The 20,220-nt window shown below is 36.8% G+C and carries 21 protein-coding genes; 5 read left to right on the forward strand and 16 right to left on the reverse strand.

Annotation, left to right across the window (positions count from 1 at the left end; all coding sequences use genetic code 11):
• Nucleotides 1–103: 103 nt before the first annotated feature.
• The 9 genes from ACFFUE_RS01150 to ACFFUE_RS01190 form a co-directional block, all read right to left on the reverse strand.
• Complete coding sequence (locus ACFFUE_RS01150) at nt 104–1,840, reverse strand: S8 family serine peptidase (RefSeq protein WP_376832067.1); 1,737 nt, start codon at nt 1,838–1,840, stop codon at nt 104–106.
• Between the two features lies 1 nt (nt 1,841).
• Nucleotides 1,842–2,447: a WbqC family protein gene (locus tag ACFFUE_RS01155; RefSeq protein ID WP_376832069.1), complete on the reverse strand. Its 606-nt coding sequence runs from the start codon at nt 2,445–2,447 to the stop codon at nt 1,842–1,844.
• Nucleotides 2,448–2,654: 207 nt separating this feature from the next.
• On the reverse strand, nt 2,655–4,319 hold the full coding sequence (gene lepB / locus ACFFUE_RS01160; RefSeq protein WP_376832071.1) for a signal peptidase I: 1,665 nt from the start codon (nt 4,317–4,319) through the stop codon (nt 2,655–2,657).
• A 48-nt stretch (nt 4,320–4,367) separates the two neighbouring features.
• A complete protein-coding gene (gene dapB, locus ACFFUE_RS01165; RefSeq protein ID WP_376832073.1) occupies nt 4,368–5,072 on the reverse strand; it encodes a 4-hydroxy-tetrahydrodipicolinate reductase in 705 nt (234 codons plus the stop codon).
• Nucleotides 5,073–5,150: 78 nt separating this feature from the next.
• On the reverse strand, nt 5,151–5,780 hold the full coding sequence (locus tag ACFFUE_RS01170) for a DUF5683 domain-containing protein (RefSeq protein ID WP_376832075.1): 630 nt from the start codon (nt 5,778–5,780) through the stop codon (nt 5,151–5,153).
• A complete protein-coding gene (locus ACFFUE_RS01175) occupies nt 5,780–6,667 on the reverse strand; it encodes a ParB/RepB/Spo0J family partition protein (protein WP_327984664.1) in 888 nt (295 codons plus the stop codon). The genes ACFFUE_RS01170 and ACFFUE_RS01175 overlap by 1 nt, the downstream gene beginning before the upstream one ends.
• Nucleotides 6,657–7,457, reverse strand: coding sequence for a ParA family protein (locus tag ACFFUE_RS01180; RefSeq protein ID WP_327984665.1), 801 nt, complete (start codon nt 7,455–7,457; stop codon nt 6,657–6,659). Before ACFFUE_RS01180 ends, ACFFUE_RS01175 begins: the two co-directional genes overlap by 11 nt.
• A 162-nt stretch (nt 7,458–7,619) precedes the next feature.
• A complete protein-coding gene (locus ACFFUE_RS01185; RefSeq protein ID WP_376832077.1) occupies nt 7,620–8,447 on the reverse strand; it encodes an energy transducer TonB in 828 nt (275 codons plus the stop codon).
• A 225-nt stretch (nt 8,448–8,672) separates the two neighbouring features.
• Nucleotides 8,673–9,959: an adenylosuccinate synthase gene (locus tag ACFFUE_RS01190; protein ID WP_327984667.1), complete on the reverse strand. Its 1,287-nt coding sequence runs from the start codon at nt 9,957–9,959 to the stop codon at nt 8,673–8,675.
• Between the two features lie 262 nt (nt 9,960–10,221).
• Here ACFFUE_RS01190 and hpt point away from each other — a divergent pair, with 262 nt between their 5' ends.
• Both hpt and ACFFUE_RS01200 read left to right on the forward strand, forming a co-directional pair.
• Nucleotides 10,222–10,779 (forward strand): hypoxanthine phosphoribosyltransferase, encoded by a 558-nt coding sequence (hpt, locus tag ACFFUE_RS01195; protein ID WP_376832079.1) that lies wholly within the window; start codon nt 10,222–10,224, stop codon nt 10,777–10,779.
• Nucleotides 10,780–10,903: 124 nt separating this feature from the next.
• Entirely contained in the window at nt 10,904–11,482 is a 579-nt protein-coding gene (locus ACFFUE_RS01200) for an adenylate kinase (RefSeq protein ID WP_376832081.1), read from the forward strand.
• Nucleotides 11,483–11,626: 144 nt separating this feature from the next.
• Here the strand turns inward: ACFFUE_RS01200 and ACFFUE_RS01205 are convergent, their stop codons facing one another.
• Nucleotides 11,627–11,833: a hypothetical protein gene (locus tag ACFFUE_RS01205; protein ID WP_376832083.1), complete on the reverse strand. Its 207-nt coding sequence runs from the start codon at nt 11,831–11,833 to the stop codon at nt 11,627–11,629.
• A gap of 255 nt (nt 11,834–12,088) precedes the next feature.
• Between ACFFUE_RS01205 and obgE the strand changes: the two genes are divergently transcribed.
• Nucleotides 12,089–13,075: a GTPase ObgE gene (obgE, locus tag ACFFUE_RS01210; protein ID WP_376832085.1), complete on the forward strand. Its 987-nt coding sequence runs from the start codon at nt 12,089–12,091 to the stop codon at nt 13,073–13,075.
• Nucleotides 13,076–13,139: 64 nt separating this feature from the next.
• On the opposite strand, the gene ACFFUE_RS01215 is transcribed toward obgE, so the two are convergent.
• The 3 genes from ACFFUE_RS01215 to ACFFUE_RS01225 all read right to left on the reverse strand — a co-directional run bounded on the left by ACFFUE_RS01215 (nt 13,140) and on the right by ACFFUE_RS01225 (nt 15,036).
• On the reverse strand, nt 13,140–13,748 hold the full coding sequence (locus ACFFUE_RS01215) for a hypothetical protein (protein ID WP_376832087.1): 609 nt from the start codon (nt 13,746–13,748) through the stop codon (nt 13,140–13,142).
• 35 nt (nt 13,749–13,783) lie between these two features.
• Nucleotides 13,784–14,458 carry a hypothetical protein gene (locus ACFFUE_RS01220; RefSeq protein WP_376832089.1) on the reverse strand — a complete coding sequence of 225 codons (675 nt, stop codon included), beginning with the start codon at nt 14,456–14,458 and terminating at the stop codon, nt 13,784–13,786.
• A 104-nt stretch (nt 14,459–14,562) separates the two neighbouring features.
• Nucleotides 14,563–15,036 carry a 23S rRNA (pseudouridine(1915)-N(3))-methyltransferase RlmH gene (locus ACFFUE_RS01225; RefSeq protein WP_376832091.1) on the reverse strand — a complete coding sequence of 158 codons (474 nt, stop codon included), beginning with the start codon at nt 15,034–15,036 and terminating at the stop codon, nt 14,563–14,565.
• A gap of 31 nt (nt 15,037–15,067) precedes the next feature.
• On the opposite strand from ACFFUE_RS01225, the gene ACFFUE_RS01230 reads away from it, so the two are divergent.
• Both ACFFUE_RS01230 and ACFFUE_RS01235 read left to right on the forward strand, forming a co-directional pair.
• Nucleotides 15,068–16,030 (forward strand): YihY/virulence factor BrkB family protein, encoded by a 963-nt coding sequence (locus ACFFUE_RS01230; RefSeq protein ID WP_376832093.1) that lies wholly within the window; start codon nt 15,068–15,070, stop codon nt 16,028–16,030.
• Between the two features lie 77 nt (nt 16,031–16,107).
• Complete coding sequence (locus tag ACFFUE_RS01235) at nt 16,108–18,348, forward strand: FUSC family protein (RefSeq protein ID WP_376832095.1); 2,241 nt, start codon at nt 16,108–16,110, stop codon at nt 18,346–18,348.
• Nucleotides 18,349–18,395: 47 nt separating this feature from the next.
• Here ACFFUE_RS01235 and ACFFUE_RS01240 read toward each other — a convergent pair whose 3' ends face one another.
• The 3 genes from ACFFUE_RS01240 to ACFFUE_RS01250 all read right to left on the reverse strand — a co-directional run bounded on the left by ACFFUE_RS01240 (nt 18,396) and on the right by ACFFUE_RS01250 (nt 20,185).
• On the reverse strand, nt 18,396–19,088 hold the full coding sequence (locus ACFFUE_RS01240) for a DUF6261 family protein (RefSeq protein ID WP_376832097.1): 693 nt from the start codon (nt 19,086–19,088) through the stop codon (nt 18,396–18,398).
• Nucleotides 19,089–19,156: 68 nt separating this feature from the next.
• Complete coding sequence (locus ACFFUE_RS01245; RefSeq protein ID WP_376832099.1) at nt 19,157–19,414, reverse strand: hypothetical protein; 258 nt, start codon at nt 19,412–19,414, stop codon at nt 19,157–19,159.
• Between the two features lie 156 nt (nt 19,415–19,570).
• Nucleotides 19,571–20,185 carry a 4'-phosphopantetheinyl transferase family protein gene (locus ACFFUE_RS01250; RefSeq protein WP_376832101.1) on the reverse strand — a complete coding sequence of 205 codons (615 nt, stop codon included), beginning with the start codon at nt 20,183–20,185 and terminating at the stop codon, nt 19,571–19,573.
• Between the last annotated feature and the right edge of the window lie 35 nt (nt 20,186–20,220).

Below are 20,220 nucleotides of genomic sequence, written 5' to 3' on the forward strand. Positions count from 1 at the left end.
ATTTTTATTAATATAAAGCATTACAAAACCGTGCCATAATCTCCTTAAAACTAAAAAAAGTCCGAATTTATCGGACTTTTCATTTATTATCAGACGGATAGAATTACTTCTTCGTTGCGGTATGTTTCTTAGTTTTAATGGTTTTCTTTACACCAGAAGCTTTTTTCAAAGGTGCTGATGCTGTAGCTGTTCCTTTATAAAAATTGTTATACGCATACTCTGCGGCTTTTCTTACATCTATCACGCCTCCTGCTCTTGAAATCAAATCAAAACGATTGTTTTCATTGCTGGAAATCATAGCATTTACCGTAGATTGATTGGCTGTTTTTACCAAAGATTCTATAATCTGCTCTGGTTTTAGGTTGGGCATATATGCTAAAAGCACTGCCGCTGCACCTGCTACTACTGGTGATGCCATAGAAGTTCCTTGCAAGTATTCATACTTTCCATCTGGTACAGTAGAGTATATTTTTTCTCCTGGTGCGAAGACATCTACCATTTTTCCATTATAGTTAGAGAAGCTTGCTCTCAAAAATTCGTTATCGTTGGTACTAGCTCCCACCACTATCATATTATTGATGAATGGTGCTGGGTCTGATACATTTTTAAAATTGGTAGGGTAATAAATGTGTTCTGCTATATTTTCATTTTCATTACCTGCAGCTTTTACAAGGAGTACACCTTTGTCTTGAGCATACTTAAATGCGTCCCAAACCTCTTTTTTCCCTGGAGAGACTGGTTTACCGAAACTCATATTGAGAATTTTAGCACCATTATCCACTGCATAGCGAATGGAGTTTACGATGTCTTTATCTCTTTCATCGCCATTAGGCACCGTTCTTACCGTCATTATTTTAGCCACTTTATGAGCTACACCATACTGTACTTCTTTTCCTTGTGGATGTCCTGCGATGATACCTGCCACGTGCGTTCCGTGCTGTGCATCTGGTCCTTCGTAGCGGTTGTTGCCATAGGATTTATCGTTATAATCATCATATTGGTCTCCTACCAATTCTGCTCTTGGGTCAAAATCCAAATTGTATTGTTGAGTAGCTTGTGGTCCAAAGTGGTCTAATGCGCCTTGCAATTCTTTAGACAATGAAGCTTCTACTTCCGATGCCGATTTGCCCACATATTCTCCGTCTCTCACAATGTTGGATAGCAATGTAAGGGTCATCGCTTGATCTTGTGTGGTGGGTTTGATGCTTGCTAACGCCTCAGTAGTGAGTTTATTGTTTCCCAACAACTGCCCAATGGTAGGAAGTAAAGATTTTAGTTTGCTGTAAGTCTGAAAATTTTGCTGAGCTTCAATGCTTTTTTTATTGAAAATCTCTTTACTCTTCATATACATTGCAAACTCTTCTGGCATCTTGGCTTGGTTAGCCTTATTGGTAGCAGAGTTTTCGCCTTCAAAGATGGGTTTATATTTTTTCACCATACGGGTTACTTCCATATTATCCACATCTATATCACTCTTGGCATTTCCCATAAAATTCCAACCGTGGATATCGTCTATATAACCATTCTTATCATCGTCTATTCCGTTGTTTGGGATTTCATTAGGATTGTGCCACATATTCTTTACCAACCCTGGGTGATCTACTTCTACACCACTATCCAAAACGCCCACTACTACCGTCTTTGGCTTTAATCCTTTGGACTCTAAAAATTGATATGCTTCTTGAGTATTAACGCCAAACACATCATCTTTCGCTGTGTGTTTTTTGTGATACCAAGTCATTAAATCTTTATCCTGCATAGGATCTACTGCCTTATCAGATTGGGCAAATGCTCCTCCAAAACCAGCTAAAAAAGTAGCTGCAATAAATATTTTTTTCATTCTAAATTTTAATATTTTTAATATAACTTAAACTTTCTGGGCCTTTATTACAGAGCAAATCTATAATGGATAAATCTTCTATAAAGCCTAATTTGTCTGAAAATGTTTGATAATAAGGTTCTACTTCAAACGCCGTAGGGTGCTTTGCTGAAAATTTTTCTCGGTAGTTGTTTCCCAAAGGCTCTGCCTGATATTCCGTATTCAAAGAGTATGCCTTTTCTACTTTTAATAGTTTTAAAATGATTTGCAACGCTCTTAGATTGAACTTTACCAATGATGCTTCCTCTGTATTGTAAATCTCTTCCAACTGACTTTCATAATACTCAAAATAAGGTGAGCTTTGATATGCCGTTTTGATGGATTTCCAATGCAGTTTTTGCCAATTTTCCGCGTAGGAAATTTCGATGTCCTTCAGTACTCTTTTGCCGGTATGATGTATAGGAAGTATCAGAGATAGTTTTCCATTAGCACCATAGATATTGGCTCTATTGCGATAGGTTTGTTTAGGAAAGTGCTCATATTGCTCCAAAACAACCTCTGTATTTTCTTCTAGAAATACCGAAAACCAAGAGATGGGTGAAAGGTAAAATATGGGTAATAAATTCATTAATTGTAAGTTTTGAGTGTTGAGTTTTGAGTTTCGAAGAAAGAAGAAAGACTTCTTAACCTTCTAGCCTCTTAGCTTTCTAACAATTGAAAACCATCAACCGACAACCAGCAACTATCAACTATTTTTGAGTTTTTGACTGATAATTAATACTAGTATTGATTTCTAATCTCTAATTTCTAAAATCTAATTTCTAAAATCTAAAATCTAATCTCTATCTTTCTTCTTAAAAAATTTGATGATATAGTCCCAACCGAAAAATACGATTAAAATTAATGCTGCCAGCCAAGCATAAGAAGTTTTGTGGGCTTCTCCTGTATTGGTCGCTTTAAACATTCTATCCCAACGGATTTTCTTACCATTGGCTTGGTAGCTTGAGTTGCTATCTGGGAACAAGCCTTCTACACTCATCCAAGTGAACATTGGCTTACCAACGATATGCGTTTCTGGAACATAACCAAAAAATCTTGAATCCAAAGAGGCATCTCTATTGTCCCCTATCATCATATAATAGTTGTATTGCACTGTATATTGGTTGGTCTCTTTTCCATTGATGAAAAATTTACCATTTTTATGTTCCAAAGTATTGCCTTCATACTTTACAATTAGTTTTTCATACTCTGGTAAATTCTCTGTGGTAAGGGTAATCACATCACCTTTCTTAGGAATCCTTAGCGGTCCATACCAATCGGTATTCCACTTTTTATTATGAGGGAAAATGGTGGATGAGTAATTGATTTTATTACTCGGCATCAATTGCCCTGCTTCAATAGACTTCTGAATATCTGGATAGTAATTAACTTCCGCATCATCCTGAGGTTGAATATCTTGCTGTATCTGCACCACCTGAGAAAGCTGTCCTATCTCTTTTGCAACCTGGTCTGTAAGCCCTTGAAATCTATAATAGAATCCATTATTGGTCTGTCTTTCTAGTACAGGTAGGAAACCATAAGTATCATACAAGGCAGGTATATCCAGCTGGGAGCTTGTGGTTACTTCGTAGGCGTGTTGCACCTCTGCATCTCCCATTCTCACCTCTGGTTTCCCATTGATGAAAAGCTTCCCTGCTCTAAACTCCATCACATCGCCAGGTTCTGCTACCAAGCGTTTTACATAAGGGTCTTTTCTATCTATTGCTGTGTGCACAGAATCGTCTGGATAGTTAAACACCACAATATCATTACGCTTCGGCGTTTCCCAACCTGGAAATCTGAAGTATGGTAGTTTCACTGCTTCTACATAAGATTTAGGATCATCTTTGGGATTACCTTGTTCCCCTGTGTCTATGATGGTTCCCTGTAAAAATGGAATCGCAACGGGACGCATTGGGGCTCTAAAACCGTAGTTTAGTTTATTCACAAAAAGGAAATCTCCCACCAATAGTGTACGCTCCATAGACCCCGTAGGAATCCCAAAAGGCTGCGTAATAAAGACGTGAATAAGCGTAGCAAATACCACGGCAAAAGTAATAGAGCCTAAGAAAGTATCTTTTTTCTTCTCCTCTACCTCCTCCCCAGGCAATAAGAATGGTGGCTCATCTATTTCGGTTTCTTTATCATAATTAACTACCGCCATATAGATAAAAGGCAATAATACCGTCAGAAATTTTTGTCCAATAGAGTTTTTGCCAAATTTATCCATCAAGAAAAGATGAAATACCGACATCATAATAGGACCTACAATAGGTAAATAAGCCAATAATGCCCACCAAGTGGAATGCTTGGTAACTTTTAAAACAATAAAGTAATTGTAAAACGGAATAAATGCAAAAAGTGGATTGTAGCCCAACTTCTTGAACAGTTTCCAAGTAGAAAGTCCCATCAATACTGATAAAATAAGGACATAAATAGTATAAGTGATAAAATATTCCATTAGCAAAGTTTTATTTTTTAGTCATTAGTCTAAAATTCTGAAAGAATGTTACAACCCCAATACATCATTCATAGAGAAAATACCTTCTTTTCCTACAATCCATTCTGCCGCAATGACAGCACCCAGGGCAAATCCTTTCCTACTGAATGCCGTATGCTTTATTTCTATCTCATCTACTTCTGAACTATAATAAACGCTGTGTGTACCAGGCACTTCATCTTCCCTGATGGCAAAAATCCCCAGCTGCTCCCCTTCGGTATCGTGAAGTTTCCAAGCGTTAAATTTCGGGTGATTTTTTATAATCCCCTCCGCAAGAGAAATGGCAGTGCCACTAGGAGCATCTTTTTTATGAGTATGATGAATCTCTTCCAGTTGCACTTGGTAATCGTTATCAAAATCCTTCATCAATGCCGCTAATTTTTCGTTCAGAGCAAAAAATAAATTGACTCCTAAACTAAAATTAGAACCATATAGAAACGCTGAATTATTTTGCTTAGCAATCGCTTCTATCTCTGGTTTTTGATGCAACCATCCCGTAGTACCACACACCACAGGGATACGCTGTTCCAAGCAAGATTTAATATTGGAAAACGCCACCTCTGGCTGGGAAAATTCTATCACCACATCGGGATTATTAAGATTTTCTATCGTAGGAGTTTCATTAAGTTTTGCCACTACCTCGTGTCCACGAGATGTTGCAATTTCATCAATGATTTTTCCCATTTTTCCGTATCCTACTAATGCTATTCTCATTTTTGCTGATTTAAATTGATAATATATTTCTACTGAGAGCTTATAATTTCTTCTCAGATTTAGTTCAAAATTTTAGGTTTAAAACCTCAATATTAAGCTAAGACCTGCCTTGGTGTTTTGCTTTGAAAATTCATCGTAAATCACCGCAGGTTTTAGAGCCAAATCTGGGTCATTTCTTTGCTCATAAAGATGGGCATCTACTACCGCATCTACAATTCCTAAAACATAGATAAGTCCTGTGATGGCAATGGCGTAATCTCGCTGTCGCTTGGCTCTATCCTGTGTGCGTCCCAAAACATCTGCCGTAACCCCAGAAATATCAGAAAACTCGTGAGGTAACCCGTTCAGCTCAGCTACGAAAGCATTTCGGTAACGGTTATATTGTTTTTCATTCCACAGCACAATCCCTACTCCTGTTCCTATGGCTCCCCATACAATGGGAATTTTCCAATATTTTTTATTGTAATATTGTCCCAATCCAGGGAGAACGGCAGAGTACAATCCTGCTTTGGTAGGACTATATTTAAGGGTTTTGCTGGGAGCATTGGTCTGTTCTATATCAGAAAGAATTTCCCCTTCGGATTTGAGAGGCTGTAGGGTATCTCTATCTGAAAGGGATGATGTTTTTTGCAAAGAATCGCTCTTTGTGGCTTGTGCTGCGACAATGTTTAATACCAAAAAAGCGATAATGGAAAGTATTTTTTTCATTAATTAAAATGAGAAAGAATTTGCTCTAACTCTTTTTCGTCTTTAAAATCCAGAACTATTTTTCCCTTCTTGCCATTAGCAGAAGTCTTAATTTCTACTTTCACATCCAAAATGTCTGCCAATTTTTTCTCGGCTCTTTTGTATTCATTAGACACAGTGGCTGTTTTGGGTTCTTTTGCTTGGGAAGGTTTTTTCAGGGCATTGGCAACTTGTTCTGCTTGTCTTACATTAAGCCCTTCTTTCACTATTTTATCAAATAACACCTGCTGCAATGCTTCAGTTTCCAAACTCAAGATGGCACGCCCGTGTCCTGCTGATATGGCACCACTTCTTACCGCATTTTGAATATCTGGACTCAGTTTTAGCAATCGGATAGAGTTGGTAATTGTGCTTCTCTCCTTTCCTACCCTCTGGCTCAAGTTTTCTTGGGTCATTCCAATTTCATCCAAAAGTCGTTGATAAGTAAGTGCTACTTCTATTGCATCAAGGTCTTCCCTTTGGATATTTTCCACCAGAGCCATTTCCAGAAGCTCTTGGTCGTTCACCAGACGGATATAAGCGGGAATGGTTTTTAAACCAGCCAATTTAGATGCTCGGAAACGTCTTTCACCAGAGATGATTTCAAACTTATCACCATCTTTTCTCAATGTAATAGGCTGGATAACACCTAAATTTTTGATGGATTGGGCCAAATCGTTCAAAGCTTTCTCATCAAAATGCGTTCTCGGCTGTGTAGCATTGGGATAGATATCCTCCAAAGCCACTTCCATAATGTTGCCAACTAAAACTTCTGCCCCCTCATCGGTAGCAGAATTGATAGAAACTTTGGATTCAGAGCTTAAAATAGCTCCTAATCCTCTACCCATTGCTCTTTTTTTATCTTTCAATTTTTTCTTTTTTTGGTGATTTGTTTAATGATTTATCATTTCGCAACAGCACTTCTTCTGCCAACTGAATGTATTGTACTGCACCTTTACTTTCGGCATCATACATCAGGATACTTTCTCCAAAACTTGGTGCTTCGCTCAATCTTACATTTCGGCTGATAATGGTATCAAACACCATCTCTGGGAAGTGCGAATTTACTTCCTCTACCACTTGGTTAGACAGTCTCAATCTGCCATCATACATTGTGAGTAGTAGTCCTTCTATGTCTAAATTATTATTATGAATCTTTTGTACATTTTTAATTGTATTCAGCAGTTTACCCAATCCTTCCAATGCAAAATATTCGCATTGTATTGGAATAATCACAGAGTCTGATGCTGTGAGGGCGTTTACCGTAATCAAGCCTAAGCTCGGGGCACAATCTATGATGATAAAATCATACCGTTCCTTCACTGGTTCTAATGCTTTTCTGAGCATTTGCTCACGGCTCTCTCTATCCACCAGTTCTATCTCTGCCGCTACCAAATCTATATGAGATGGCACGATATCCAGATTAGGTGAAGTTGTTTTTTGGATACATTGCTCCACATCCACACTATGTTCTAGAAGGTTATAGGTAGAATATTTTACCTCTTCCACTCCCAAACCAGAAGTAGCATTTGCCTGAGGGTCTGCATCAATGATTAACACCCTCTTCTCCAAAACGCCCAATGCTGCAGCGAGATTGACTGCTGTGGTTGTTTTTCCTACACCGCCTTTTTGATTGGCAACACCAATGATTTTAGCCATTATCTTCATTTTAATGTCCAAAAATACATTTTTTTTAATTTTCAAAAAAACACAAACCTCAATCTATAGTGTAATCAAATATAAATCAATGTATTATATATAGAAAAAATTATCCACATTTTGGGAAAGATGTGGATAATTAATGATGCAATATCAAGACGATTATTCAAATTTCATACTGATAGGGAATCTGAAATAACTTCTCACGGGTTTTCCATCTACTGTAGCAGGATTCCATCTGCCTTTGATATTTTTTATGGTCTTTTCTGCTTCTTTGTTGAAAATAGCATCTACGCCATTGGCTTTAATATTAGAGATGGTACCATCTTTCTCTACGATGAAAGTAACTGTGGTTTTTATAACCGTATCTGTTCCTTCAAAAGGTGATACATCAAAACTGCCCACTACTTTATTTCTAAACGCATCTATCCCTCCAGAAAAAGACGCTTCCACATCTACCTTTTCTACAATAGCATTAGGATTCTCCATTTTAGGAGGAGCTACCACGGGAACATCTATTTTAGAAACATTGGGAACATTTGGCTGATAGGTAATCGGTTCTACAGTTCCTTTATTTTCAAATCCAGCTACGGCATTTTGATAATCTTCCACTCTTGCAGCGGGTTTTTCCTTCTTGGGATTCCTCGTTGGCGTAGGCACCGTAGAATCAAAAGTTTTAACATCTTGCACTACTGGAGATGCTGGAGGAACGATTGGTGGGTTTACTATTGGGGAAACATTGGCATCCACATTTTTTAAGTCTATCACCACATCGGGTACTGTTTTCTTATTTTTAGATTCTGATAACCACTGATTAACTCCTAAAGAAACAACCGCCAAGGCTACCGCAGAAGCAATACCCAATACCAGCGCTTTGGTAAGTAGTATATCAGAATCTTGTCTTAAAGCATACGCACCATACGCTTTGTTTCGGTTTTCAAAAAGAATTTCATCTAAGGAATTTACTGTTTTGCTTAATAAATTTTTCATTATTGGATATTTTTAAGATTATTACTCAATTAACTTAATCATTTATATTGGCACCATATATTAGATTTTAAATAACAACAATCAAAAATATTGCCAAAATAAAATTATATTCCAATCAAAACTATTTAAAACATAGCAATACTATAAAATAAACAATATCGATCAAAATTAAATAAACAAAAAAACCACCCTTATTGGATGGCTTTCATAATTTCAATTTTCTATTTAAAACAATTCTTTTCTGATGATGTTCTGGCTTCTTTCTGGCCCTACGGATACCAAATACACATTGATACCTAAATAATTTTCTATAAATTCTATATACTTTTTAGCATTAACGGGCAATTCATCATAAGAGCGAACTTTGGTAATATCCTCGTCCCACCCTTCTAATTCTTCGTAGATAGGCTCATAGTTGTATAGCTTAGTGGTAGATGAAGTGAAGTAATCAATGATTTTCCCGTCCTCAGTCTTGTATTGGGTTACGATTTTCAGAGGTTTAATCCCTGTAAGAACATCCAGTTTGGTCACCACCAGATTATTAATTCCGTTAATCATACAAGCGTGTTTTAGAGACACCAAATCTAGCCAACCCGTACGGCGTGGACGCCCTGTAGTAGCACCGAACTCGTGCCCTACTTTACGGATATGCTCGCCCAGGTCATCATTAAGCTCCGATGGAAAAGGTCCATTTCCTACCCTAGTAGTGTAAGCTTTGGACACGCCTATCAGGTTTTGTAATGCCGTAGGTGGCACCCCTGCCCCAGCACAAACACCTCCCGTAGATGGCGATGATGATGTAACGAACGGATAAGTTCCAAAATCGATATCCAGCATCAAGGCTTGGGCTCCTTCAAAAAGAACATTTTTACCGTTTTTAATAGCGTCATTCAACTCTATTTCTGTATCTACAATGCGGTCTTTCAGTCTTTCGCCGATGGCTAAAAACTCTTGGTAAATTTCCTCCACATCCATTGCAGGTTTTTCAAAATACTTTTCAAACAAAGCATTTTTTACCCTTAGGTTTTTCTCAATTTTTTCTCTTAAAATTTCAGGATTGAGCAAATCTACCATTCGGATTCCCACTCTTGCAATTTTATCTTCGTAGCAAGGCCCTATTCCTTTCTTGGTAGTTCCTATTTCGGTACCTCCTTTTTCTTCCTCGCGGTAGGTATCCAACATAATGTGGTATGGCATAATCACATGAGCTCTTCGGGAGATAAACACATGATCGGTTTTCATACCTTTGCTTTCTATTTGCTCTATTTCTCGGATGAAAGATTTAGGATTTACCACCACTCCATTGGCAATAATGCATTTTCCTTTACACTGCAAAACGCCAGATGGCAATAGATGTAGTACAAATTTTTCATCTCCCACATACACCGTATGCCCTGCATTGTCTCCACCTTGAAACCGAACCACATAATCTGATTTTGCAGAGAGAACATCGGTAATTTTACCTTTTCCTTCGTCTCCATATTGAAGACCTACAACTACATAAGTTGACATAATTTTTACTTTTTTTAAAGATTTTTACAAAAATAGTCCTTATCCGAAAGATGTACAAATTTGATGAAAAGAAATTTTGCATCTCAAGTTTTTCACCATTATATTTCTGCTGATGCACTGCAAAATATTTTTCTTTCCTCAATTCATCTTTTCACTCAACTCTTTTTCTTGCAAAAGAATTTTATGCTTAGTTTTATTAATTTCCCTCTCAAAACTTCCGCTATTTCCTAAAAAATAACTAATTTTGTTTTTTGGAAATTATATGGATACAATTAAAATTCACGACAAAGAGTTTGTTCCTTATCTCAAAAACGAGGAAATTCAAGAAGTAGTAAAAGCATTGGCACTGAAAGTCTATGAAGATTATAAAGATGAGACACCTGTTTTCATCGGGGTGCTGAATGGTGTTTTTATGTTTTTTGCCGATTTTCTAAAATATTATCCTGGCAATTGTGAAGTGGCATTTTTGCAAGTAAGCTCCTACCACGGCGGGCTGCAATCTACGGGAGTAGTCTATACCAAAATGGATTTAACCAAAGATGTAGAAGGCAGACATATCATCTTGATGGAGGATATTGTGGATACTGGAAATACTTTGGAAAGTCTTTTCGAATATTTTAAAAATACCCAAAGACCTAAATCTCTGAAAGTTGCCTCTGCATTTTTGAAACCAGAGGTGTTCAATAAAAACTTTATCGTAGATTATGTTGCTAAAGAAATCCCTAATAAATTTGTACTAGGCTATGGCTTAGATTATGATGAATTGGGAAGAAATTTGCCAGATTTATACCAATTGGCAGAAGGAAGAATTAACCATTAATTCAGGCTTTTTGCCTATTGCATATCAGAATAAAAATGATGCTAAGGAAACATTAATAAACTAAGACAGTGAATAATCAGCGATTTGCCAAGAGCGAACCGCTATAAGCATAACAAATCAAAAAATGATAAACATCGTATTATTTGGTCCTCCGGGAAGTGGAAAGGGGACACAAGCACAGAATTTGATTGAAAAGTTTAATCTGAAACAAATTTCCACAGGGGATTTATTTCGTTTTAATATTAAAAATGAAACGGCACTCGGAACATTGGCTAAATCCTTTATAGATAAAGGACAGCTTGTTCCAGACCAAGTAACCATTGATATGCTTACAGACGAACTGAGAAAGCCTACCGATGCCAAAGGTTTTATCTTTGATGGGTTCCCAAGAACAGCTTTTCAAACCGAAGCTCTAGAAGGTATCGTAAAGGAGGTTTTGAATGATGAAATAGATGTATGCCTATCTCTAGTGGTAGAAGATGAGGTTTTGGTAGAGAGACTTCTGAAGCGTGGTGAAACCAGCGGTAGAACTGATGATGCTAATGAAAGCATCATCCGAAACAGAATTAAAGAATACTATGCCAAAACTGCTGAAGTAGCCGAACTTTATAAGCAACAAGGCAAGTATGTAGAGATTAACGGTGTAGGGGAAATCTCTGAAATTTCTGAAAAACTCTATGCTGAGATAGAGAAAGTGAAATAGTTTAATCACTTAATTTTAACTTACAACCTTGAGAATAGGTGGGAAGAATATTCTTCCCACTTTTGTTTGTATAGACAGATGTACAGAAAAATCAATAAAGAAGCCAATTTTCAATGAAAACTGGCTTCTTTATTTTTATTTCTTTTAACAATTGCAATACGATCTATCAACATAAACTTTTTCCCCTTTAGAGATATAATAACATCCACCTTTTTTCCCTCTATATAACTTTTTTCCTTTATACTTACAACCTGTTTCAGATTGTTCTATTTTCTCATTAAAATCCACATAAGTAGCTGCAGAGCTTCCTATTGACATTAACAACACAAGTAAAATAGCAATTTTTCCCATAACAAAAAATTTTATTCTTTACTGAGATTCAAAGTAAAAATTAAAAACTATTTTCAAACAATTAAAGAAAAAAGAGGAATCTCATGTCCATATTCTTACAATCTTAATAAAATACTAACAACTCTTTCTCTTTTTAAATTCAAAACACCTTGCAAAAATATTAATTTCTTTTTATTCTATCTATATTTTTCTATCTTTGCCCATCAATACAAGAGTTTTCAAGTTATTCTAAACTCTCAAATACTTTAATTAAAGATGTCAAATTTTGTAGATTATGTAAAAATCCATTGCAAGTCTGGGCACGGTGGTGCTGGCTCTGCCCATCTAAGAAGGGAAAAATATATCCCTAAAGGAGGTCCTGATGGTGGTGATGGTGGACGCGGCGGGCATATCATTATGAAAGGTAACGCCCACGAGTGGACACTGCTCCCCTTACGATATACCAGACATATAAAAGCCGAACGCGGTGAAAATGGAGGAAAAAGCCAATTGACAGGGGCTGATGGTGAAGATGTTTACATAGAAGTGCCCATTGGAACTATTGCTAAAAATGAAGATGGGGAAATCTTGGGAGAAATCTTAGAACACGGACAAGAGATTATCCTGATGAAAGGCGGTAAAGGTGGATTGGGCAATGAGCATTTTAAATCTGCTACCAACCAAACCCCTCGCTATGCCCAGCCTGGACTACCTGGTGAAGAGGGTTATATCATCTTTGAGCTTAAAGTCTTGGCAGATGTTGGTTTAGTAGGCTTTCCTAATGCTGGGAAATCTACCCTACTCTCTTCCATATCTGCTGCCAAACCTAAGATTGCAGATTATGCCTTTACAACACTTACGCCCAATCTGGGGATTGTGAATTATAGAAATTATAAATCTTTTGTAATGGCAGATATCCCAGGTATTATAGAAGGAGCTGCTGAAGGAAAAGGCTTAGGACATCGTTTCTTGAGACATATCGAGAGAAACTCCATCTTATTGTTCCTTATCCCTGCCGATTCTGACAATCATTTTCAAGAATTTAAAATACTAGAGAATGAATTGAAGGAATACAATCCAGAGCTTTTGGATAAAGATTTTATATTGTCTATTTCAAAATCTGATTTACTGGATGATGAGCTGAAACAAGAAATTTTAAAAGAATTTCCCGAAAACAGAAAGCCATTATTCTTTTCAGGAGTTACAGGCGAAGGGCTCATCGAACTGAAAGATGAAATTTGGAAAAAACTTCACGGACAGTAACTGAACAATAAGTTTATAAAAAAAATCCCTTTCAAAGTCTTAGACTCTAAAAGGGATTTTTATATTATCTAAAAAACGATATTCCAGCTCTGAATTGTTCTCTTCCTGTGGAACCTTCGGCAAAGATACCAACATTCTTAAGAATATTATACCTAATACCTAATGATGGACGAATAAGGTCATTCATCTTTTTAGGTATGCTTTCTGGTATTTCTCCACTAAGAGGGAAATCCACATATAACACTGCATTACCATAAACTTCAAATTTTTCACCAAAACTTTTGTGTAAACTAATACCTGCACTACCTCCTATATAGTTAGTTTTGATATCTTCTTTATCTCCTCCTATCCAAAAACTATCTATATTAGGAGTATAGACAGCTTGAGTATAATGTATCCCCCCTATATATCCCAAGACAAATCCCTTTCCTAAATTGAAAGCTCCTCTTTCTAGATTTATAGAGAAAAAAGGAAGAGCGGATTTCAAATTATAACTAGAATAATATGGAATTTGATTTGCTTGTGGAGCTTGCCCTACTCCCAGTTTTACTATTGTACTTCGTGAAGTAAATAAATACTCCGCATCACCTTCTTCATAATTATCATAATCCAACTGAGCTTTAGCAGATATTCCCATTGTAACAATGGATAACAAAATAAAAATTTTTCTCATAATTCTAAACTATTTTAAATGATTGTATCTAATTTTTAAAACACCTCTCTTTTTTTACTATTCTTATTGTTTTTACTCATCTCAGTTTCATACTCGTAGACAATATACTTCCAGTCTTTTGGAGCGAGTTGCCCGTTGTTAATTTCTTTTTGCAGCTTAGGAGCATCAGAAAAATATTGCGCAGTTCGTTCTAAGAATTTTATTCTTTGTTTTGCAGGTATTTCTCCATCTAAATTAATATCCTGAGACCACCATATAGTAGCACTAGTTTCACTAGGTCTTTTTACATAAAGATAATGCATTGGATATACACCAGAATTTTCATAATAATAAACTGAAGCCTCATCACGCTTGAGTCCCTTGGCATAAAATCCATAAAAAACAGAAATATTATTGCCTTGATGTAATTTTGTAAGCCATCTCTTTACATTTTTTTTCGCATTAATATGCACATTGATAGGCATTACATAGACACTATCACTTTTTCCTGCTGGTGGATAAATAGCAATATATTTTACATCTTCTAAAGAGATTTTTTTTCTTTTGCTTTTCAGTGTTTCTGTTGTTATTAAACTTTCATCCTCCTGAAGAATTTGTTGACGTAGAAAAAGGTGCTTTGTTTCCCCATTTTGGAAATGTATAGCAGCCTTCGTTTGAGATTGTACCAAAATATTCATCAAAATACAAATGATGACAATACTTCCTTTCACTATTTTTTTACACATAATAATATTGATTTATATAATATCGCAAATATATGATAATTAATAATTATATAAATGAAACATTAAAAAACTTTTTTCAATAAGATAAGTTAATCATTATGATAAGGCTTTCCTTGCAAGATTTGGTCGGCTCTATAGAGTTGTTCTATAATGAATAGACGCACCATCTGATGGGTAAAGGTCATTTTAGAGAGAGCCATTTTTTCATTTGCCCGCTGGTATATTTCTTCTGAAAATCCGTAGGCACCGCCAATAAGGAGGTTCACTTTTTTCACAGAAATATTCATCCAATGGTCTATTTTGGTAGAAAACTCTCTACTTGTAAACTGCTTACCTTTTTCATCAAGCAGCAAAACCCAATCATTGGCTTCAAAATGCTGTTGGAATAGCTTGGCTTCTTCTTTTTTGAGTTGTTCAGCGGTTAAATTTTTAGCATTTCTCACATCAGGAATTTCTATAATTTCAAAATTCCAATGTTTTGGCAAGCGAGCGATATAATATTCAATCAGATTTTTAATTTCTTTGCTATCTGTTTTTCCTATACAAAGTAAATTGATTCTCATTTCTTATCTTTGTTGTTGCAAATATACTCCAATGGCAGTAAAATTACCGAAATTTATCCTTAAAATTCAGAGAAGAATTTTTGAGTTTTTAGATGGGATTCACATCCCTTTCTTAGGGATTTCGCTTTACAAAATGTTTGAAATTTACATTGAAGGAATTTTCAAAGACAAGATTGGAAGGAAAGCAGCCGCCATTTCCTGGAACTTCGTGTTTTCATTATTTCCTTTCATTTTGTTTATCTTATCGGTATTGCCATTTTTGCCTCATTATGAAAAACTTCAATCTTATATTTTTGATGTACTGATACACAATGCTTTCCCTGGGAGAATAGAGAGTGATGTGATTTTCTATATCCAAGAACACATTATCCCCAATACTTCCAGCATTGGAAATATCACCATTATTTTAGCCTTAGTCTTCGCTACCAATGGTACTTTTGCCCTTATAGATGGCTTTAATGAGAATAGCGATGTAAAGCACAATGATGTGAAAGAATTCATCGTAGCATTTTTCATCACCATAGGATTCATTAGTGTTATTTTGCTTTCCATCTTTGGGATTTATTATTCGGAAGTGGTTTTAAAACTTTTTACTCCGAGCTATGATATTTCGTGGTTTGTAAAAAACCTTTCCAAGATTATTGGTTTTATTTCCTTTCCTTTATTTTATTTCATACTATTATCATTATTCTATTGGCTTGGCACTGTAAAACTCACCCGATTCCGACAGGCCATTCCAGGGGCTACATTTACCACAGTACTTTTTGTGATTACCACCTATTTCTTTGCCATCTATGCTAGAGATTTTGCGAGATATAATGTACTCTATGGCTCTATTGGAACAATGATTTTACTGATGGTCTGGGTGAATGTGAATGTTTATCTCTTATTATTCGGGAATGAGCTGAACCTCGCCATCCGAAGGGTACGCTTGGAAAAGCTATTGGCAGAGCAAAAAAGGAAAATGAATGAGGACAATGAATTATCTAATTAGTTTTTCTCTCACCTCTGCATTCTACACTCTTTGATAATTATTTTTCTAATGCAAAATTTGAGATTAACTTTGCAACTGTGAATTATAAATCTGAAATACAACAATTCGTTACCAGTCAGCATATCTATTCGGGTACGCGTATCGCTTTGGCAATTGTAATTCCGAGCGTTATTTTAGCCTACTTGGGAGTACTGAAAGAATTTTTCCTCTTTCCATTGGGTACCAGCTTCGTAGGACTTACAGATATGGTAGGCCCTTTCATCAGACGCCGAAATGCTCTGATTTTATCTGTTTGCTTATTCATTTTCATAGCCATCACTGCTACCATTCTGAAGGATGTACCTATTTTGGTTTACGCTGAAATTGCTTTCTTTGGAATTTTTCTCACAATGCTGGGGGTATATGGGCAGAGGCTTACCTCTGTGGGCGGTTTGGGTTTGGTGGTCTTATCCATTTTCATAGATGGACATCTTATAGGTCAAAATCCTGTGCATAGCCTTGTGGCTTTTTCGCTTGGCTGTATATGGTTTTTCGTGGTCTTTATGGTGATGACGAAACTGCAACCCTACAAGCTGCCCAGTCAAATGATTGGCGAAAACTATATCCAACTTGCCGAATATCTGAAACTGAAATCACGGTTTTATCAGAAAAATGCAGATATAGAAACCTTGCAAAGAGAAGTTATTGCCAAGCAAGTGATCATCAAAAATCTACAAGAAGATACCAGAGAGGTGGTCTTTAAGACCAGAACCATTGTCAATGAATCTACTACCACTAGCCGACTGCTGATGCTGTTGTTTCTCAATGCCATAGACCTCTATGAAAAACTCATCACTAGTGAGCTGAATTATCAAAAACTTCACCAGAAGTTTGACCACCACTCTATCCTTCCCAAGGTACACTCTTTTCTCAATCTATTGGCAGAGGAACTTGTGAACATTGGTATTGCATTGCAAAGTGGCACCAAAGCTAAAGCCATCAGAAACATCAATGCAGAAATAGACGCCATCTACCAAGACTATTATCAACTCCGAAATAAAGAAATGAGTGCCAATACGCTAGAAGATTTTATGTCTCTTAGGTTGGTATTTCTCCGCTTGGGCGAACTTTCTAATGAGGTAAAAACCATCTATCGCGTATTTTCTCAGGATTTAAAAAATGCCAAAAGCCTTTCCACAGGATTGGATTTTGAAAAATTTGTTCCAAAGCAAGAAAAGCTCAATTCCAAAGTATTTTTTAATAATTTTTCCTTAAAATCTGGGATGTTTCGCCACGCCATTAGGATTACCACAGCATTGCTGGTAGGCTATTCTATTTCCAGATTAGAGTTTTTGGGTATAGGGCATTCTTATTGGATTCTCATTACCATCATCGCCATTATGCGTCCTGCATATAGCACCACCAAGCACCGCAATATTCTACGCCTTTATGGTACCGTTTCTGGAGCTATGGTAGCGTATCTTATCCTCATAGGCATTGAGAGCGATTCGGTAAAGCTGGGCATCTTACTATCCTCTATGATTCTCTGCTTTACCTTCCTGAAAGACAAATATGCGTGGGCAGTATTCTTTATGACGATTTATATTTTCATCAGTTTTAATTTCCTTAATCCGGGAAATATCAATCTGATTTTCAAAGACAGAATCATAGATACAGCCATAGCGGGTGTTATTGCTTTTGGAGCAGCTTATTTTGTGCTTCCCGTTTGGGAGCATACCATCAATAGTGTATTGATGCAGAAAGCAGCGAAGTCTAATCTTATCTACTTCCAAAATGTGTGGGAACGGTTTACCAAAAAAATACCTCATAGCGAAAGTTATAAAATTGCCAGAAAAGACGCGATTATCAACCTTGCCAATCTATCGGATAACTTCCAAAGAATGCTTTCTGACCCTAAAAATCAGCAGAAGAAAATGCAAGCGGTACACCAGTTTGTAAATACCTCTCATCTCATCACGGCATACACGGCATCACTAGCCCAATACGCCAACTCCGAGAATGAGTTTGAAGAAATAGACCACGAAAAATGGTACAAAAAGATTAGTTTTGAACTGAAACGCATCACCTTGCTTCTAGAGGATAAAAAGAACCTAATTCCTGAAGAATTGCCACAGGAAGAACCAGAAAATATCTTGGAAAACCTTCTCCAGCAGAGAAAACAAGAAATCAGCGAAAATGAGTTTTTTGACATTCGTGACCCTAAACGCATCACCAAACTTACCGAACTGAAAAACATCCAAGAAATCCTTGAGCTCCTCTGCGATGTAACCCACGAACAACGAAAAGCCGTGGAACGATACATTGAAGTAAAACAATAAAAAAACTCCTCCTTTAAATAATTTCAAAGGAGGAGACTTATTAGCCATTACTTTTTGCTTCTTCGAGCAATGGTTTCATTCATTTCATTAAAGACTTGGGCTACGGTGGCAGCAAAGCTTTGATGTTTTCCTACCTCTTTCGTTGCGATAAGATAGTTCATTAATTTCACATTCAATAAGTCTAAAAGTGGCTTTTTCAATGATGATGCCGATGGCGTAGCACCCAGCTCAGAAAGGCTTTTTTCGTACGCCATTCGTTCTGTATTGAAGGTGGTTTGTCGCTCTTGCAGTTCTTCTAAAATCTCCTTTACACCGGCTAATTTTTCCACCAACGCTAGTGCCGACTCTGTGGAAAAATCGCGAAGCATAGAGTCTATGTGTCCCGACTGGCTGGCGTAGTTTTCCCGTATCACTTTCAGTCCGTAGCGTTCAAAAATCGTGAGCAGTTGCTCTGCACTTTCCCTGATTTCCGCTGTGCGAAGCGAGGCGTAGCCCACCAAGGCATTTTTTAAGTCGCGGATGGTGTTGTCGCGTTGCTCATCCAATTCTTCCAGTTTAGAGATGGCGTTTTCCTTTTTTATGGCTATGGATAGTGCCAATGCTTGCTCTTTTATTTGGTCAAATAATGGTTTGAAGAACGAATCTTCCGCCAAGGAAGTTTCACTTTTGTAGATTTCTACTAGCCTTGCTGATACATCTGCCAGCTCGGCAACTCTTAATCGGTTGTTTAGTCTTTTCATTTTTAATATTATTTAAATGGATTTGATTACAAATATAAATAAAATTATTTAAAAATTTATTAAAAATTTTAGCCCGAAGTTTCCCTCTTGTTGAAACTACTTTTGAGCAATTGCTCGAAGCTTCCCCCAAAGTGAAATAAGGTTTGAGCAACTGCTCGAAGCTTCCCCCAAAGTGAAATAAGGTTTAAGCAACTGCTAGAAGCTTCCCCCAAAGTGAAATAAGGTTTGAGCAACTGCTCGAAGCTTCCCCCGAGGTGAAACAGGCTTCGGGATTTTCCTGATGGAGGGGCATTTAGATTAGAATAAATCCTAATTTGTAAAGGCATAAAAAAGGCTTTAACCGAACTATTGGGCTAAAGCCGTTTGCTTTTCTCTTTTTGGTATCGGGCTAAAGCCCGACGCTATTGATATTTTTGCAATTTTTAATGATAAATAAAACCCTATTCTACTGATGTTTTTATGAGTCATATAATAACAAAAAACTACCTCACCACCGCAAAATAGCCATCTTCCATTGGGCTTACTTTCGCGGTATAGACATCGGTAAACTGCTCATCAAAAACGCAACATTGTATTGAGGAAAGGTCATTCAGAGAAAAAGGCTCTACTTCATAATGCTTCTTCAAAGACCAATATTTAGAAGGGTGAAGTTTGTACAACGCCTCTTTAATTGCCCAAATTACCGTGAGATATTCGGTTTCTTGTTCAGATGGTAGCCATTCTTGTTCTCTATCGGTAAGAAATTTATGTTTTATTTTCAAAATTTTAGGCTGTATTTTTTCCCAATCTATCCCAATATTTTGTGTAGAAATAGCCAATGCCGCCCACGGGAAAGAATGCGAGATGGAAATTTTAAAATCTTCTGGAGAAAGGCGTGGCTGCCCATTGTCTTCATAGACAATCTGATGCTGGGGCAGTTTCAGCTTCAGCATCTGGCGTACCATCATATATTCTTTTTGTTTTTTAGGGTGCAGGACTTCTATCTGCTCTTGGCGATGAGGTTCTACAAGATGCTGAAAACAAAAAGCATCAGTTTCATCGTATTTCCAAACGAGTATTGTAGTGTCTTGATGGGATAGTTCTTGGTATAAAGGCATATTTTGATACGCAAAATTAAGTTCGTAAATTTGCG

The sequence above is a fragment of the Bergeyella porcorum genome, from assembly GCF_042427575.1.
GTDB classification, from domain to species: Bacteria; Bacteroidota; Bacteroidia; order Flavobacteriales; family Weeksellaceae; genus Bergeyella; species Bergeyella porcorum.

Excerpts from the sequence above, each read along its gene's own strand:
- ACFFUE_RS01150 (WP_376832067.1), bottom strand. The coding sequence starts at position 1,840 with ATGAAAAAAATATTTATTGCAGCTACTTTTTTAGCTGGTTTTGGAGGA.
- ACFFUE_RS01155 (WP_376832069.1), bottom strand. The coding sequence starts at position 2,447 with ATGAATTTATTACCCATATTTTACCTTTCACCCATCTCTTGGTTTTCG.
- lepB (WP_376832071.1), bottom strand. The coding sequence starts at position 4,319 with ATGGAATATTTTATCACTTATACTATTTATGTCCTTATTTTATCAGTA.
- dapB (WP_376832073.1), bottom strand. The coding sequence starts at position 5,072 with ATGAGAATAGCATTAGTAGGATACGGAAAAATGGGAAAAATCATTGAT.
- ACFFUE_RS01170 (WP_376832075.1), bottom strand. The coding sequence starts at position 5,780 with ATGAAAAAAATACTTTCCATTATCGCTTTTTTGGTATTAAACATTGTC.
- ACFFUE_RS01180 (WP_327984665.1), bottom strand. The coding sequence starts at position 7,457 with ATGGCTAAAATCATTGGTGTTGCCAATCAAAAAGGCGGTGTAGGAAAA.
- ACFFUE_RS01185 (WP_376832077.1), bottom strand. The coding sequence starts at position 8,447 with ATGAAAAATTTATTAAGCAAAACAGTAAATTCCTTAGATGAAATTCTT.
- ACFFUE_RS01190 (WP_327984667.1), bottom strand. The coding sequence starts at position 9,959 with ATGTCAACTTATGTAGTTGTAGGTCTTCAATATGGAGACGAAGGAAAA.
- hpt (WP_376832079.1), top strand. The coding sequence starts at position 10,222 with ATGGATACAATTAAAATTCACGACAAAGAGTTTGTTCCTTATCTCAAA.
- ACFFUE_RS01200 (WP_376832081.1), top strand. The coding sequence starts at position 10,904 with ATGATAAACATCGTATTATTTGGTCCTCCGGGAAGTGGAAAGGGGACA.
- ACFFUE_RS01205 (WP_376832083.1), bottom strand. The coding sequence starts at position 11,833 with ATGGGAAAAATTGCTATTTTACTTGTGTTGTTAATGTCAATAGGAAGC.
- obgE (WP_376832085.1), top strand. The coding sequence starts at position 12,089 with ATGTCAAATTTTGTAGATTATGTAAAAATCCATTGCAAGTCTGGGCAC.
- ACFFUE_RS01215 (WP_376832087.1), bottom strand. The coding sequence starts at position 13,748 with ATGAGAAAAATTTTTATTTTGTTATCCATTGTTACAATGGGAATATCT.
- ACFFUE_RS01225 (WP_376832091.1), bottom strand. The coding sequence starts at position 15,036 with ATGAGAATCAATTTACTTTGTATAGGAAAAACAGATAGCAAAGAAATT.
- ACFFUE_RS01230 (WP_376832093.1), top strand. The coding sequence starts at position 15,068 with ATGGCAGTAAAATTACCGAAATTTATCCTTAAAATTCAGAGAAGAATT.
- ACFFUE_RS01240 (WP_376832097.1), bottom strand. The coding sequence starts at position 19,088 with ATGAAAAGACTAAACAACCGATTAAGAGTTGCCGAGCTGGCAGATGTA.
- ACFFUE_RS01245 (WP_376832099.1), bottom strand. The coding sequence starts at position 19,414 with ATGCCTTTACAAATTAGGATTTATTCTAATCTAAATGCCCCTCCATCA.
- ACFFUE_RS01250 (WP_376832101.1), bottom strand. The coding sequence starts at position 20,185 with ATGCCTTTATACCAAGAACTATCCCATCAAGACACTACAATACTCGTT.